A 13,344-nucleotide genomic window follows, 5' to 3' on the forward strand; every position below is an offset into this window, starting at 1 on the left:
GCCTCGCCTCAATCGATTCCGGCCGCCGACTCGGGATTGACGCCCAGCCGGGCTCGCGGCCCTTCGGGCCGCCGGTGCAGGCCGGCGATCCGGTAGCCGGCGTAGAGCAGGCCGATCCAGAAGGGCAGGATCCAGACCGCGTTGCGCGTGCCGTCCAGCTGCGTCATCATCGCCAGGATCAGCAGCAGGAAGGCGGCGGTCAGGAGGTTGGCGTACGGAAAGAAGGGCGACTCGAAGCGCAGCGTGGAACCCTGCCGCCGGTGCGCCCGGCGGAACCGGAAATGCACCAGGACGATCAGCATCCAGGTGAGGGTGGCCGCGGCCGTGGCCACGGCCATGACCTGCATGAATGCGCCTTCGGGGATCAGGTAGTTCACGAGGACGATCACCAGGGTGCAGGCCGAGGAGAACAGGATGCCCGCCGCCGGGATCCGGTTGCGGTTCAGGCGCAGGAAGATCTTCGGGGCGTTGCCCTGTTCGGCCAGGCTGTAGAGCATGCGGCCGTTGCTGTACATGCCGCTGTTGTAGACCGAGATGGCGGCGGTCAGCACGACGAGGTTGAGGAGGTCGGCGGCGGCGGGGATGCCGAGCCGGGAAAAGATCATGACGAAGGGGCTGCCTTCCATGCCGACCTGGTTCCAGGGGTAGATGACGACCAGGATGGTCAGCGCGCCGATGTAGAAGACCAGGATGCGCCACATGACCTGGCGGATGGCGCGGGGGATGCTGTTTGCCGGGTCGTCGGATTCTCCCGCCGTGATGCCGATCAGCTCGGTGCCGCCGAAGGAAAACATCACGACCACCAGGGACAGCAGCAGCCCGTGGACGCCGTTGGGCAGGAAGCCGCCGTGGATCCAGAGGTTGTCGATCCCGGTGCTTTCGTGTCCCAGGCCGAAGACGATCAGGACCAGGCCCAGCACGATCATCCCGATGATGGCCAGGATCTTGATCAGGGCGAACCAGAATTCGCATTCGCCGAAGAACCGGACGTTGATCAGGTTGATGGCGGTGATGCCGACGAGGACCGTCAAGGCGCTCGCCCAGGCGGGAAAGCCGGGCAGCCAGTACGAGACGTAGATGCCGACCACGGACAGCTCGGCCATGCTGACCAGGATGTAGAGCAGCCAGTAGTTCCAGCCGGCCAGGAAGCCGGGGAAGGCGCCCCAGTACCGGTAGGCGAAATGGCTGAAGGCGCCCGAGACGGGTTCCTGCGTGGACATCTCGCCCAGCATGCGCATGATCAGGTAGATGAAGAGCCCGCCGATCACGTAGGACAGGATGATGCCCGGACCGACCAGTTGGATGGACGCGGCCGAGCCGTAGAAAAGCCCGGTGCCGATCGCGCCGCCCAGGGCGATCATCTGGATGTGGCGGTTTTTCAGGTTGCGGGCGAGTCCGCCGGCTTGAGTGGCTGACATGGGATTGTCTCCTGAGGCACCGGATTCCGGGGCGGCTTCGGCCTGCTCCCGGATCCGGCTTGTTCTTTGGTTTGTTTTTTGCTTTGTGCGGGATCAGGCGGCGATGGGTTCCAGCGAGGATTGGAAGTGGCGCAGGATGGGGGGTTCCCAGGTGATGCGGTAGCCCCGCGTGATGCGGTGCGCGCGCTGCTTGATTTCGCTCAGCGCCTCGGCCACGACGTCCAGGTGGGCCTGGGTGTACACCCGCCGGGGGATGGCCAGGCGCGTGAACTCGAAGCTGGCCTGCAGCTGCTTGCCGGTGTCGGGGTCGTTGCCCAGCATGTACGAGCCGATGTCGCAGCTGCGGATGCCGGCTTCCCGATACAGTTCGATGGCCAGGACCTGGCCGGGATATTCGGTATAGGGGATGTGCGGCAGCAGGGCGGCCGCATCCACGAAGATGCCGTGTCCGCCGACCGGGGACTGGTAGGCGATGCCGGCATCGTCCAGCAGGCCGCCCAGGTATTCCATCTGGCCGATGCGGTAGCGCAGGTAGCTTTCGTCGATCCCTTCGCGCAGCCCGACGGCCAGCGCCTCCATGTCGCGTCCGCTGAGCCCGCCGTAGGTGTAGAAGCCTTCGTAGGAAATGCAGGCGGTCCGGATGCCCTGGATCAGGTCCGAGGCGCCGTCGCGCACGCCGAGCAGCCCGCCCATGTTGACGATGGCGTCCTTCTTGGCCGACATGGTGAACAGGTCGGCGTGGCTGAACATCTCGCGCACGATCCGGGGGATCGGCACGTCCTTGTACTCCGCCTCGTCGCGCTGGATGAAATAGGCGTTCTCGGCGTAGCGGGCGGCGTCGATGCAGACCGGAATCCCGTATTGCCGGGCCAGTGCCGCGACTTCGCGCAGGTTCTGCATCGAGACCGGCTGCCCGCCCGCCGAGTTGTTGGTGATCGTCATGACGATGAGGCCGACGCGCCCGCCGTGTTCACGCAGCAGTTGCTCCAGGCGCGGCACGTCCATGTTGCCCTTGAAGCGGGCCCGTTCGGCGGGGTGCCTGGCGGCTTCGACGACGCAATCGATGCAGCGCGCGCCGGCGAGTTCGACGTGGGCGCGCGTCGTGTCGAAGAACATGTTCGAGAGGGCCAGCTTGCCGGCGGACAGCAGCAGCGGGAACAGGACCTTTTCGGCGGCGCGCCCCTGATGCACCGGCTGGATGTAGTCGTAGCCGAAGAGGTCGCGGGCCGTATCGATCAGCTTTTCGTAGCTGGCCGCGCCGGCGTAGGCTTCGTCGCCGCGCATGATGCCGGCCCATTGCCCGGTGCTCATGGCGCCCGTGCCGGAGTCGGTCAGCAGGTCGATGGCGCAATCTTCGCCCTTGAGGCCGAAAAGATTGTATTTGGCTTCGATGAGCCGGGACTCGCGTTCTTCGCGGGTGAGCATGCACAGCGGCTCGACCGACTTGATGCGGAAGGGTTCGGGGATGTATTTGATCGCCATGAGAGGCCTCCGGAAACGATTGGATGGGAGGACACCCCGGTCGTCGCGTGGACGCCTTGCCGGCGGCCGTGGACAGGCGGACAGTGCGAAGGATAAAGATTTCTTGTCTGCGATGTTTTAAGAAATTATTATCAATTTATAGGCGTAACAGCCACCTATGCGACGGATTATGCCGATGAGGCGGAAAATTTGCAAGAATCATTGAATTCGTTGCGCTTTTCATGATAAAAAATTATCATCTTGCATGAGGTTTCATTCTTTCCATCCTCGGGCGGAACAGCCGTGCGATGGGCCGCGGAGCATCGCTGTCCGCGGAGAACGGACGAACATCATGCAGAAAGCCTGGCTGCCGAACCACATCGCCTTGACCGGCTTCCTGGGCAGGACCCTGGGGCCGGATTATGAAATCGCCCTGTACGACCTGACGGAACCGGCCGCCGCGATCGTGGCGATCGCCAACGGCCACGTCACCCAGCGCACGCTCGGGGCGCCGCTGCCCCCGCTGCTCGGGCAGTGGCTGGACGAGCCCCGGGACGAGCAGCCGGAGGAGTGGATCCAGCTCGCCGACATGACGGCGACGGGCAAGCTGCTGCGGACCTCGGCGCGCGTCATCACCGACGAGGCCCGGCGCCGGGCCGGCCTGCTGAGCATCAGTTTCGACGACAGCCGCTACCGCGATCTCAGCGAACGGATCCTGCGGCTGCGGCACCCCGATTCCTTCGTCGACAGCCATTTCGTCTCGCAGGCGCTGGAGGACGTGTCCGCGGCCGGAGAAATGCCGCCGCGCCCGTCTCCGGCCTCGGGGCGCGGGCTGGCGGCGGACATTCTGGCCCGGGCCCGGGCCGAACTGAACGAGGAACCGGGGCGGCTGCGCCATCGTGAGCGCCTGAAATGGGTCGGCGGCCTGGATGCGCGCGGCTTCTTCGGCGTGAAAGGCGCCGTGGGCCTGCTGGCCGAGGAACTGGGCTGCTCCCCGGCCACGGTCTACCGCTACCTGAGCGCCGTGCGCGCCGCGGGCTAGCTGCTGGTTAGCCGCGGCGCCCGTTCGCGTAGGCTTCCACCAGCCGGTCGAGGAAGCCGTAGAGCTTCCGGTTCATGGCGCCGTAGTCGTGGGCGCGCAGGACGTCGGGCGGCTGCACGAACCGGCGCGCGGCGAATGTTTCCGGTTCCCGCTCCGATGCGGCGATCAGCAGTTCCACCACCGCGGGCGTGAATTCCATGTGGCACTGGAAGCCATAGACGAGATCGCCGTATTCGATGATCTGCCGGGGGCATCCTGCGCTGTAGGCGAGGATCTTCGCCTGTGCGGTCAGGCCCGGCATGTCGTTGTGCCAGTGGCCCACTTCCAGCGTGTCGCCGAAGTGCGAGAGCTTGCCGTTCGCCTTGCCCGCGGCCGTCAGCGTGATGGGGAACTTGCCGATTTCCTTTTCCGGGCTGTGCTCGTGCGGGGCGCCGAGGGCCGTGCCGATCAGCTGCGATCCGAGGCAGACCCCGACGACGGCCTTTCCGCCGGCGATGCACCGGGCGATCAGGGCGCATTCGGCGGCGGCGTCGAAGTGCGGGCATTCCTCCCGGGTGGTGGACGGCGATTGCGGGCCGCCCATCACCACCAGCAGGTCGATGCCGTCGATGGACCGCGGCAGCGGCTCATGGTCGTAGACGCGCGAATGGCTCGCCTCGAATCCGCGGTCCTCGACCCAGGTTTCATAGGCGCCGAGCGCCTCGAACGACTCGTGCACGACGAAATGGACCTTCATGATCTTCCTTGGAGCGCGTTGGGCAAGTGCGTTGAACGATCCGGGTGTGGCCGGGGGGCGCCGGCGGCCGGGCCGGATCGAGCCGCGGTCCGGGCTTTCGCGGGTGTTCCGGCCTCGCGCCCGTCCAGTCGCCTTGCCGGAAGTTTAATCGCGCCGGCGCCGGCGCGGGTCCCGGCCGGGTCCCGGATGCGCGCAAGCCGCATCCGGAGAGGGGGACGGCGAGCCTGGCCGCGAAAACCGGCCATGTTCGGACGTCTCCCATTTCGACGCCAGCGTCAAACTGGTGGCGGGCATTTTGCATCCGGCCAGCGAGGACTGGCACGAGGAGCCGCTGGAGCAGGGCGTCAAGCTGGTCCTCGTCCAGAGCGGCCAGTACGCGACGTTCAATCCGAAGCACATCCTGCGCCTGTGGACCCACTACGACCTGCCGTGGCAGGGACGGCGCTGGAGCGTGGGCGGCGGCGTGCAGGTGCAAAGCGAATACAAGGTCGTATCCGGCGGCGCCACCCTGCATCAGGGCGGCTATGCCCTGGCGAACCTGCGGGTGGGATACCGCATCGACAAGCGCTGGACGGCCGCGCTCAACGTCAGCAACGTCTTCGACCGCAGGTATTACCAGAGCTTCAGCAGCCTGAACTGGAGCAACCGCTACGGGGATCCGGTCAATGCCGCGCTGACGCTGCGAGGCACGTTCTGACGGAGGACTGCGGGACGATCCAGGGGCCGCCGGCCGTCGCCTCCGTGGCGGCGCGCACCGCAGAGGTGGTTTCTTCTTGACACACATCAATTTTTTTCCTTCAATGTTTGACAAAGTCAAAAGAAGGGGATGGAGATGTCAGAAGGACAGAGAAGCATTTTTCCTGCCGCGGGCGCGGCGATCGGGGCGGTTTTCCTGCTGGCCGCCTGCGACGGCGGCGGCTCCGGTCAGGTGGCCGAGGCGCCGTCCCAGCCCGATAAGCCCAACATCCTGTTCGTCATGATGGACGACGTCGGCATCGACCAGATGACGTCCTTCGGCTACGGCGGCGCCAATCCCCCGAAGATGCCCAATATGGATGCCGTGGCGCAGGCCGGCATCCGTTTCCGCAACACCTGGTCGCAGCCGGAATGCTCGCCGGCGCGGGCGAGCTTCTTCGTCGGACGCTATCCCACCCGGACCCACACCTACCAGGCGCTGGGCCCCAGCGACCTGGCCAATGCCCAGCTCTCGCCCTATGAAACGGCGGCGCCCCAGTTGCTGCGCAAGGCGGGGTACGAGAGCGCCATGTTCGGCAAGTTTCACCTCGCCGGCCCGGAAAACAACGAGGCGGGCATCGCCACGCCGGCCCTGTTCGGCTGGGACTATTTTTATGGCTGGATCGGCGGGCTGCCCGAATCCATCGATCTGCGGGCCGGCGGCGCCGTGCCGGCCGGCACCTCGAACCAGTGCGGCTTCGTGCCGGGGGCCACGGCCGCGGACGGGGCCGCGCATGGCGCCTGCCATTTTCCGGACGACAGCTGCCGGCCGGTGCGCAAGGACGCGCCGGAGCAGGACGTGGCGGGGCTGCAGTGCCTGGCGGCCGGCGGCATCCTCGTGCCCGGTGCGAGCTGCGCGGACCCGAAGCCGGCCGGCCTGGATTTTTCCCGCTACAACGGCTACTACGTGTCGCCCCTGGTGATCCTGGAAAACGGCCGGGCGGAGCAGGTGCCGCCCGAGGACAAGCGCGCCCGCGGCTATCGCACCACCATCGAGACCGACGCGGCCATCGACTGGATCAAGTCGCGCGCGGCCGGCAAGCCCTGGATGGCCACGGTCAGCTACACCGCGGCGCATACGCCCTGGCAGCAGCCGCCCGCGGCGCTGCTGTCCGACCTGGTCGGCCCCGGCGGCTATCCCGATGCCCACGTGTTCGACAACCTCAGCTGCACCAGCAGCGGATCGGCCGCCGACGTGCTGCGCATGCAGGTCCTGCAGAACCGCATGACCCAGGCGATGGACGCCGAGTTCGGCCGCCTGCTGGTGGAAACCGGGATCGCCGCCCGCAATCCCGACGGCAGCCTGAACTACGATCCCGCGGCCAGCAACACCGTGATCGTCATCGTCGGCGACAACGGCTCGCTGGGTCTGGCCGTCAAGGCGCCCTTCGACAGCTCGCGCGCCAAGGGCACGGCCTACCAGACGGGCGTCTGGGTACCGCTGATCGTGGCGGGGCGCGGCGTGGCCGATCCCGGCCGCGACGTCGAGCACATGGTCAACGGGGTGGACCTGTTCGAGCTCTTCGGCGAGCTGGCGGGCATCGATGTGCGCCAGGCATTGCCGGCCTCGCGCCCGGTCGATTCCGTCGGCATCCAGGCCTACCTGAAGAATCCCTCGCAGCCGGCCCTGCGCCAGACCAACTTCGCCATCAGCGGCCTGAACCAGCAGGCCGACGGCGGACGCAACGGGCCCTGCGTGGTGACGACCGCGGCGGGCGGCGGCACCTGCATGCAGATCGCCACCTCGAAGTCCGTCTGCGGCGACAACAGCGGCTTCTGGTGGGGCGAGGGGCACGACGACCTCGCGCCCATGGGCGGCGACAACGCCATCGCCTCCTACGGCACCTGCGCCCAGGTGAACCAGGTGCGCTACGAGAACGGCGTGCCGGAGGCCGAGCTGTACACCGTCATGCCCGACCAGTCCGTGGCCGTGCGGGAAGCGCGCTACAAACTGGTGCGCAATACCTTCAAGCGCTTCGATCCGGTCAAGGGCATCCACGACGAGGTGGAATACGAGTTCTACGAAGTCGACCAGGCGAAGGGCACGCCCCTGCTCGACGAGGAGGGCACGAGCAAGGTCAACCCCGACGGCACCCCCAGGCCGGGCTGGCAGGCGGGGGAGGAAGCCGCCTACAAGGATCTGAAGGACCGGCTCGACCGCCTGATGCAGTCGGCGGTGCTCTGCGAGGGCGACGGCAACATCGACGGGATCGTGGACCAGGCCGACCTGGAGAACTGGCGCCGCATCCACGCCGACTGGGGCAAGTCCAGCGTCTACGATTTCGCGGGCGCCGTCCCCGGCAGCCCGCCCGATGGCTACACGAACGGTCCCGACCAGGACGTCGTCAGCCTGAACCTCGGCAAGACCTGCGTCTATCCCGCCAGTGTCTACTGACCGCCCCCGCCTCCGCCCGCGATTCGTCGCCCTGTCCGCCGCGGTCCTGATCGCCGCGGCGGCGGGGGGCTACGCCTGGTTCCAGGTCCGTGCGCAGGCCGGGCCGGCCGAACCCGTCGCCATCCTCGGCGACGGCAAGGACACGCCCGGGAACATGGCATGGGTGCCGCCCGGCGTCTTCCTGATGGGCAGCGACAGCCGGCTCGCCCAGCGCAACGAGAAGCCGGCCCATCCGGTCCGGGTGAAGGGCTTCTGGATGGACCTCACCCACGTCACCAACGACCAGTTCGCCGAGTTCGTGCGGCAGACCGGCCATGTGACCACGGCCGAGCGCACGCCCGACTGGGAGACCGTCCGCGTCCAGCTGCCGCCCGGCACGCCCAGGCCGCCCGATTCGGTGCTGGTGCCCGGCGCCCTGGTGTTCGTCGGCACGGACAGGCCCGTGAATCTGGCGGACTACAGCCAGTGGTGGCGCTACGTGCCGGGCGCCGACTGGCGCCATCCGCAGGGGCCGGGCAGTTCGATCGAGGGCAAGGGCGACCATCCCGTGGTCCAGGTCAGCTACGCCGATGTGCAGGCCTATGCCCGGTGGGCCGGCAAGCGCATGCCGACCGAGGCCGAATGGGAATATGCCGCGCGCGGCGGCCTGGAGCAGGCCACCTACGTCTGGGGCGACGAGCTGATGCCCGACGGCAAGCCCATGGCCAACTACTGGGATTCCGGCCGCGGCGCTTTTCCCGTCGTCAGCCCCGAGGCGGGCGGCGCCGCCGGCACGCTGCCGGTGATGTCCTTCCCGGCCAACGGCTACGGGCTCTACGACATGACGGGCAATGCCTGGCAGTGGGTGGCCGACTGGTACGACGCGCGCTATTTCGCCCGCCAGGCGCAGGCGGCGCAGGGCAAGCCCATCGCCGATCCGCGCGGCCCGCCCCGGTCCTACGATCCCTCCGATCCGGGCGTCCCGGCCGATGCGCCCAGGCGGGTGATCCGGGGAGGCTCGTTCCTGTGCAACGAAAGCTATTGCCTGGCCTACCGGCCCAGCGCCCGGCAGGCGGCGGACCCCTACAGCCCCATGTCGCACGTGGGCTTCCGGCTGGTGTCCGACGCGCCGCCGCCGGCCTCGCCGTCCGTGCTGGCGCGGCTGTGGCCGCATTGAGACGGAGCGGGGAGGTGGAGCGGACCATGAGCATGCTGTGGGCTTCCTGGAACCTGGGGCAAGCGGCGACTCTGTGCGCCGCCCTGGCTTTCTCCCTGGCCTTGAACGTGCCGCTCGCCCGGGCCGCCTGGCGGCTGCCGCGCGCCCTGGATGGCACCCTGCCGGCCGAGCCGACGGCCGCCCATCGGCTGGGCCGCCGGGCGTTCCTGCTGGCGGCGCCCCTGCTGGCGGTGGCCTGCGCCTGGCGCTTCGGGGCGACCGGCGCGGCCCTGGCCGCGATCGTTTTCGTGTCGGTGCTGCTGGTCCTGGCCTGGATCGACGCCGAGACCGGCTACCTGCCGGACCGCCTGACGCTGCCGCTGCTGTGGCTGGGCCTGCTGGTCAATATGGACGCGGCCTTCGCGCCATTGGCGCATGCCGTGGCGGGCGCCGCGGGCGGCTATCTGGCGTTCTGGTGCGTGGCCGCCGGGTTCAGGGCGCTGACGGGCCGCGAAGCCCTGGGCCGCGGCGATTGCAAGCTGCTGGCGGCCCTGGGAGCCTGGCTGGGCTGGACGGCCCTGCCGCGCATCGTGTTCGTGGCCGCGTGCCTGGGCCTGGCGGTGGCGCTCGCGCGGCGCCTGGCGGGGCGGCTGGCGCCGGGCGAGGCCTTCGGCTTCGGGCCTTTCCTGGCCGCGGCCGGCGTGGCCGCCTTGTGGGGGATGTAGCGGGTGAAGGAGGTGCGGATGGATTCAGCGGCTTGCCGGCGGTCGCTCGACCGGAACGAAGCCCGGCGCGGGAGCCGGCGGCGCGGGCGTGGCGATGGTTTCTTCCATGCCGTCCTGGCTGACGACGATTTCGCCGGCGCGGATCGCGGTCAGGGTGATGCCGGGGGCCAGGTCGTCGCCGATCCGGAAGGCGCGCGCCGGCGCGCCGTCGATCGACAGCACCGCGGTGCTCCGGGCGCCGGCGGCCATCAGGCCGGCGATGCGCACCTGCAGGCGGCCCCGGCCGCTGCCGAACCAGCCTTCCAGGGGGGCCAGGGAAGGCGCCTGGGCGGCGTGCGGCGCCAGCAGCGGCGGCGCCGGAGCGGGGCGCGGCGCCAGCAGCAGGGCGCCCCACAGCCCGATCCCCGCGGCGATCGCCAGCAGGGCGGCGCCGCGCAGCATGCCGGGGGCGTGGCGGCGCAGGGATGCGGCGGCGGGAAGACGGAGGGCGGGCATGGGTCGCGGGTCGCGCTGTCCGGGCTTTTCAGTCTTTTTAGTATAGTGCCGGCTGCGGACTTCGTGCGCCGGCTTCGCGGCGGGACGAGGCGTCCGTCCGGACGGAGCATCATGCAAGCAGGTTTTTCCCTTCCAGGCGCGCCGTCGCAGCGCGGCTTCTCGCTGATCGAGATCATGGTGGTGGTCGTCATCATGGGCATCCTGGCCGCGCTCGTCGTGCCCAACGTCATGGACCGGCCCGACCAGGCCCGGGTGATCGCGGCCCGGCAGGACGTGGCCTCCATCCAGCAGGCGCTCAAGCTCTATCGCCTGGACCATGGCCGCTACCCGAGCGTCGAACAGGGTCTGGAGGTCCTGGCCGGCGGACCGGACGGCAAGTCCCGCTACATGGACCGCGTGCCGCGCGATCCCTGGGGCACGCCCTACCAATACCTGAATCCCGGCGTGCGGGGCGAGGTCGATGTGTTTTCCCTGGGAGCCGACGGCAAGCCGGGGGGCGAGGGCGTGGATGCCGAGATCGGGATCGATGCGCATTGACGCGCAGCGTGGCTTCACGCTGCTGGAGATGATGGTCGTGCTCCTCATCATGGGCATCGCGATGGGGGCGGCCAGCGTGTCCGCGTTCGGCGATCCCGGCATGCGCACGCTGCGCCAGGACGCCCACCGGCTGGCGGGGCTGTTCATGGCGGCGCAGACCGAGGCCCGGGCCGGAGGCGGGCGCATCGCCTGGCGCCCCGGGGCGCAGGGCTACGCCTTCGAGCGGCTGCCGCGTCCTCTGGTGCTGCCGGCCCGGATGGCCGTGCGCTCGGCCGGGGGCGGGACGACCGCTTCGGCGCGGATTCGCCCCTGCGGCCGCGCTCCTGGCTTTCATCCGGGCCGGTGTCGGTCGACATCCGGCCGGCCGGCGCCCTGGTCTTCGGCGGCGACTGGGTGGGCGCGCCGCTCGAGATCACGCTGAGCACCGGCGACCGGACGGTGCGGATCTCGCGCTCGGGCAGCGGACATTACGAGGTCCGGCCATGAGCGCGCCGGGCCGCCAGCGCGGCTTCACCCTGATCGAGGTGCTGGTGGCGCTGGCCATCGTCGGCGTGGCGCTGGCGGCCGGCATCCGCGCGCTGGGGGTGGGCATCGGCGGCGCGCAGGCGCTGCGGCTGCGCAGCCTGGCGCTGCAGTCGGCGGAGAACGTCCTGGGGGAAATGCGCCTGCAGGGGGAATTCCCGGCGGTCGGCCGGCATCGCCGGCCCTGTCCGCAGGCGGACCTCGCCCTGCAATGCGAACAATGGGTGCAGGCCACGCCCAATGCCCGCTTCCGCCGCGTGTCGGTGAGCGTGCGGCTGGAGGACGGCCCTGTGCTGTCCAAGCTCGATGGCCTGGCCTCGCGTCTGCCATGAGCATGCCGGGCCGCCCCAGGCGCGCACATGGGCGCCCGCGCCACGCGGGCCGGCCGGCGGGCGCCGCGCCCGGCGCCCAGCGGGGATTCACCCTGATCGAGGTCCTGGTCGCCCTGGTGCTGCTGGCGCTGCTGGGCCTGATTGCCTGGCGCGGGCTGGATGCCGTCCAGCGCGTCTCCGGGCGGCTCGACGCGCGGGCCGAGGAGACCCTGTCGCTGGTCAGGGCCTGGGGGCAGCTGGAGCGCGACCTGCGCCGGCATGCCGGGGAGGACGTTCTGCCCGCCTGGCGGGCGGCCGAGGGCGGACCGGACCGCGCCGGCCTGGCGTTTCCCGCGCCGGGCGTGGCCTGGGCCCGCGCATCCGGGCTGCTGCTGGTGCGCTCGACGGACGACGGCCGCTGGCAGCGGCTGCACTGGTACGTGAACCAGGGCGTCCTCTACCGGGCGGCCGGCGCGCCTTCGGACCGCCTGCCCCTGCCCGGACCCACGGACGCGGTCGCCGTCCTGGACGGCCTGCGCGCCTGGTCGCTGCGCGAATGGCGCCATGGCCAGGGCTGGACGGACCCGCAGGCCCCGCCGGCCGATGCCTCCGGCGCGGGCCGCGGCGCGGCGCGCCCGGGGACGGACGCCGCGCAGGCAATGGCGACCGTGGGTCTGGAAATCGTGCTGCTGCGCCAGGAAGCCGGCGAGCAACGCGCCTATCGCAAGGTGGTGGTGCTGCCATGAGACATCCTGTGACAGGCTCCGGCGGCGAGACTGCGGTTTTGCGCGGCACGATGCCGGTTGGGATCGTAGGATGTTCCGTCGATCCGGGCACGCCGGATCGTACGCACCCGAGCCCGCGCCCGAGCCTGAGCCCGAGCCCGAGCCCGAGCCCATATGCGCGGCACGGAGGCGGTCCGGCGGGCATCGCCGCCCGGTCCTCCCAGCGCGGCATGGCGGTGATCGCCGCCATGCTGGTGGTGATCGCGGCCGCCGCGCTGGCCACGGCCTTGATCGAAGGGCAGGGCCGGCTGGTGAGGGTGCTGGCGACCGAACGGCACCTGGCCCAGGCGCACTGGGTGCTGCGGGGCGGGCTGGACTGGTCGCGGGTCATCCTGCAGCTCGACGCGCGCGAGAACGCCACGACCCGGCTCGACGGCCTGTGGACCCAGCCGCTGGCGGATCTGCCCGTGGGGCCGGCCGACGACCCCGGCTCCGCCCTGTTCTCCGGCCGCATCGAGGATGCGCAGGGCAAGTTCAATCTGCGCGACCTGGCCGCGAACGGGCAACCCAGCCCCGCCGCCGTGCGGTCGCTGGAACGGCTGCTGCAGTGGCTGGGACGGGATCCCGCCCTGGCTAGCGCACTGGCGCGGCGGGTGGCCGACAGCCAGCCGGCGCCGGGGCGCGCGCCCGCCGCGATGGGGCTGCGCGGGGTGGACGAGCTGCAGTGGGTCGCGGGCCTGGGACCGGCGGGGGTGGAAGCGCTGCGGCCCTACGTGATCTACCTGCCGGAGACCGTGCCGCTCAATGCCAATACCGCGCCGGCCGAGGTGCTGGGCGCCGTGATCGAAGGGCTGGGCCTGGCCGGCGCGCGGGGCCTGGCCGCCCAGCGCGACCGGGGGCTCTGGTTCGTCAACCGGGGCGATCTCCTCAATCGCCTGCCGGAACTGCAGGCCGGCCAGGCGCGGCGCCTGGACGTGCGCAGCGACTGGTTCAGTGTCGCGGGGCAGGTCGTGGTGGGTGATACGATGGTCGGGCTGCGGGCCCTGCTCCAGCGCGACCGGCAGGGGAGAGCCTCGGTCCGCTGGGTCAGCTATGGATAAGAAGAAC

The 13,344-nt window shown here is 70.0% G+C and carries 13 protein-coding genes and 1 pseudogene; 10 read left to right on the top strand and 4 right to left on the bottom strand.

What is annotated here, in order from left to right; genetic code table 11:
- Positions 1 to 8: 8 nt before the first annotated feature.
- Both BN940_RS08850 and BN940_RS08855 read right to left on the bottom strand, forming a co-directional pair.
- Positions 9 to 1,418 carry an amino acid permease gene (locus BN940_RS08850; RefSeq protein ID WP_052355730.1) on the bottom strand — a complete coding sequence of 470 codons (1,410 nt, stop codon included), beginning with the start codon at positions 1,416 to 1,418 and terminating at the stop codon, positions 9 to 11.
- A 93-nt stretch (positions 1,419 to 1,511) separates the two neighbouring features.
- Positions 1,512 to 2,900: a tryptophanase gene (locus BN940_RS08855; RefSeq protein WP_043682244.1), complete on the bottom strand. Its 1,389-nt coding sequence runs from the start codon at positions 2,898 to 2,900 to the stop codon at positions 1,512 to 1,514.
- Positions 2,901 to 3,231: 331 nt separating this feature from the next.
- Here BN940_RS08855 and BN940_RS08860 point away from each other — a divergent pair, with 331 nt between their 5' ends.
- On the top strand, positions 3,232 to 3,921 hold the full coding sequence (locus BN940_RS08860; protein WP_043682246.1) for a helix-turn-helix transcriptional regulator: 690 nt from the start codon (positions 3,232 to 3,234) through the stop codon (positions 3,919 to 3,921).
- A gap of 7 nt (positions 3,922 to 3,928) precedes the next feature.
- Here BN940_RS08860 and BN940_RS08865 read toward each other — a convergent pair whose 3' ends face one another.
- On the bottom strand, positions 3,929 to 4,657 hold the full coding sequence (locus tag BN940_RS08865) for a type 1 glutamine amidotransferase (protein ID WP_043682249.1): 729 nt from the start codon (positions 4,655 to 4,657) through the stop codon (positions 3,929 to 3,931).
- A gap of 376 nt (positions 4,658 to 5,033) precedes the next feature.
- Here BN940_RS08865 and BN940_RS08870 point away from each other — a divergent pair.
- The 4 genes and pseudogenes from BN940_RS08870 to BN940_RS08885 form a co-directional block, all read left to right on the top strand.
- Positions 5,034 to 5,354, top strand: a pseudogene (locus BN940_RS08870) (TonB-dependent receptor domain-containing protein); the annotation flags it as partial.
- Between the two features lie 135 nt (positions 5,355 to 5,489).
- Positions 5,490 to 7,787, top strand: a complete 2,298-nt coding sequence (locus BN940_RS08875; RefSeq protein WP_084330832.1) for a sulfatase-like hydrolase/transferase — start codon at positions 5,490 to 5,492, stop codon at positions 7,785 to 7,787.
- Positions 7,777 to 8,943 carry a formylglycine-generating enzyme family protein gene (locus tag BN940_RS08880; protein WP_052355731.1) on the top strand — a complete coding sequence of 389 codons (1,167 nt, stop codon included), beginning with the start codon at positions 7,777 to 7,779 and terminating at the stop codon, positions 8,941 to 8,943. The genes BN940_RS08875 and BN940_RS08880 overlap by 11 nt, the downstream gene beginning before the upstream one ends.
- 26 nt (positions 8,944 to 8,969) lie before the next feature.
- Positions 8,970 to 9,647, top strand: a complete 678-nt coding sequence (locus BN940_RS08885) for a prepilin peptidase (RefSeq protein ID WP_052355732.1) — start codon at positions 8,970 to 8,972, stop codon at positions 9,645 to 9,647.
- A gap of 24 nt (positions 9,648 to 9,671) precedes the next feature.
- On the opposite strand, the gene BN940_RS08890 is transcribed toward BN940_RS08885, so the two are convergent.
- Positions 9,672 to 10,142 carry a type II secretion system protein N gene (locus BN940_RS08890; RefSeq protein WP_043682255.1) on the bottom strand — a complete coding sequence of 157 codons (471 nt, stop codon included), beginning with the start codon at positions 10,140 to 10,142 and terminating at the stop codon, positions 9,672 to 9,674.
- 111 nt (positions 10,143 to 10,253) lie between these two features.
- Here BN940_RS08890 and gspG point away from each other — a divergent pair, with 111 nt between their 5' ends.
- The 5 genes from gspG to gspK all read left to right on the top strand — a co-directional run bounded on the left by gspG (position 10,254) and on the right by gspK (position 13,337).
- Positions 10,254 to 10,679 carry a type II secretion system major pseudopilin GspG gene (gene gspG, locus BN940_RS08895; protein WP_043682258.1) on the top strand — a complete coding sequence of 142 codons (426 nt, stop codon included), beginning with the start codon at positions 10,254 to 10,256 and terminating at the stop codon, positions 10,677 to 10,679.
- A complete protein-coding gene (locus BN940_RS17895; RefSeq protein ID WP_052355733.1) occupies positions 10,669 to 11,100 on the top strand; it encodes a prepilin-type N-terminal cleavage/methylation domain-containing protein in 432 nt (143 codons plus the stop codon). The genes gspG and BN940_RS17895 overlap by 11 nt, the downstream gene beginning before the upstream one ends.
- Positions 11,101 to 11,161: 61 nt before the next feature.
- Positions 11,162 to 11,533: a type II secretion system minor pseudopilin GspI gene (gene gspI / locus BN940_RS08905; RefSeq protein WP_043682261.1), complete on the top strand. Its 372-nt coding sequence runs from the start codon at positions 11,162 to 11,164 to the stop codon at positions 11,531 to 11,533.
- Positions 11,530 to 12,258: a PulJ/GspJ family protein gene (locus BN940_RS08910; RefSeq protein WP_158386255.1), complete on the top strand. Its 729-nt coding sequence runs from the start codon at positions 11,530 to 11,532 to the stop codon at positions 12,256 to 12,258. The genes gspI and BN940_RS08910 overlap by 4 nt, the downstream gene beginning before the upstream one ends.
- A 209-nt stretch (positions 12,259 to 12,467) precedes the next feature.
- A complete protein-coding gene (gspK, locus tag BN940_RS08915) occupies positions 12,468 to 13,337 on the top strand; it encodes a type II secretion system minor pseudopilin GspK (RefSeq protein WP_043682264.1) in 870 nt (289 codons plus the stop codon).
- Positions 13,338 to 13,344 lie beyond the last annotated feature (7 nt).

This window comes from Castellaniella defragrans 65Phen (assembly GCF_000612685.1).
In the GTDB taxonomy this organism is placed as follows: Bacteria; Pseudomonadota; Gammaproteobacteria; order Burkholderiales; family Burkholderiaceae_B; genus Castellaniella; species Castellaniella defragrans.

Coding starts and splice junctions, on each gene's coding strand:
- BN940_RS17895 (WP_052355733.1), top strand. CDS start 10,669: ATGCGCATTGACGCGCAGCGTGGCTTCACGCTGCTGGAGATGATGGTC.
- gspI (WP_043682261.1), top strand. CDS start 11,162: ATGAGCGCGCCGGGCCGCCAGCGCGGCTTCACCCTGATCGAGGTGCTG.
- BN940_RS08860 (WP_043682246.1), top strand. CDS start 3,232: ATGCAGAAAGCCTGGCTGCCGAACCACATCGCCTTGACCGGCTTCCTG.
- BN940_RS08865 (WP_043682249.1), bottom strand. CDS start 4,657: ATGAAGGTCCATTTCGTCGTGCACGAGTCGTTCGAGGCGCTCGGCGCC.
- BN940_RS08875 (WP_084330832.1), top strand. CDS start 5,490: ATGTCAGAAGGACAGAGAAGCATTTTTCCTGCCGCGGGCGCGGCGATC.
- BN940_RS08885 (WP_052355732.1), top strand. CDS start 8,970: ATGAGCATGCTGTGGGCTTCCTGGAACCTGGGGCAAGCGGCGACTCTG.
- BN940_RS08910 (WP_158386255.1), top strand. CDS start 11,530: ATGAGCATGCCGGGCCGCCCCAGGCGCGCACATGGGCGCCCGCGCCAC.
- BN940_RS08890 (WP_043682255.1), bottom strand. CDS start 10,142: ATGCCCGCCCTCCGTCTTCCCGCCGCCGCATCCCTGCGCCGCCACGCC.
- gspK (WP_043682264.1), top strand. CDS start 12,468: ATGGCGGTGATCGCCGCCATGCTGGTGGTGATCGCGGCCGCCGCGCTG.
- BN940_RS08850 (WP_052355730.1), bottom strand. CDS start 1,418: ATGTCAGCCACTCAAGCCGGCGGACTCGCCCGCAACCTGAAAAACCGC.
- gspG (WP_043682258.1), top strand. CDS start 10,254: ATGCAAGCAGGTTTTTCCCTTCCAGGCGCGCCGTCGCAGCGCGGCTTC.
- BN940_RS08855 (WP_043682244.1), bottom strand. CDS start 2,900: ATGGCGATCAAATACATCCCCGAACCCTTCCGCATCAAGTCGGTCGAG.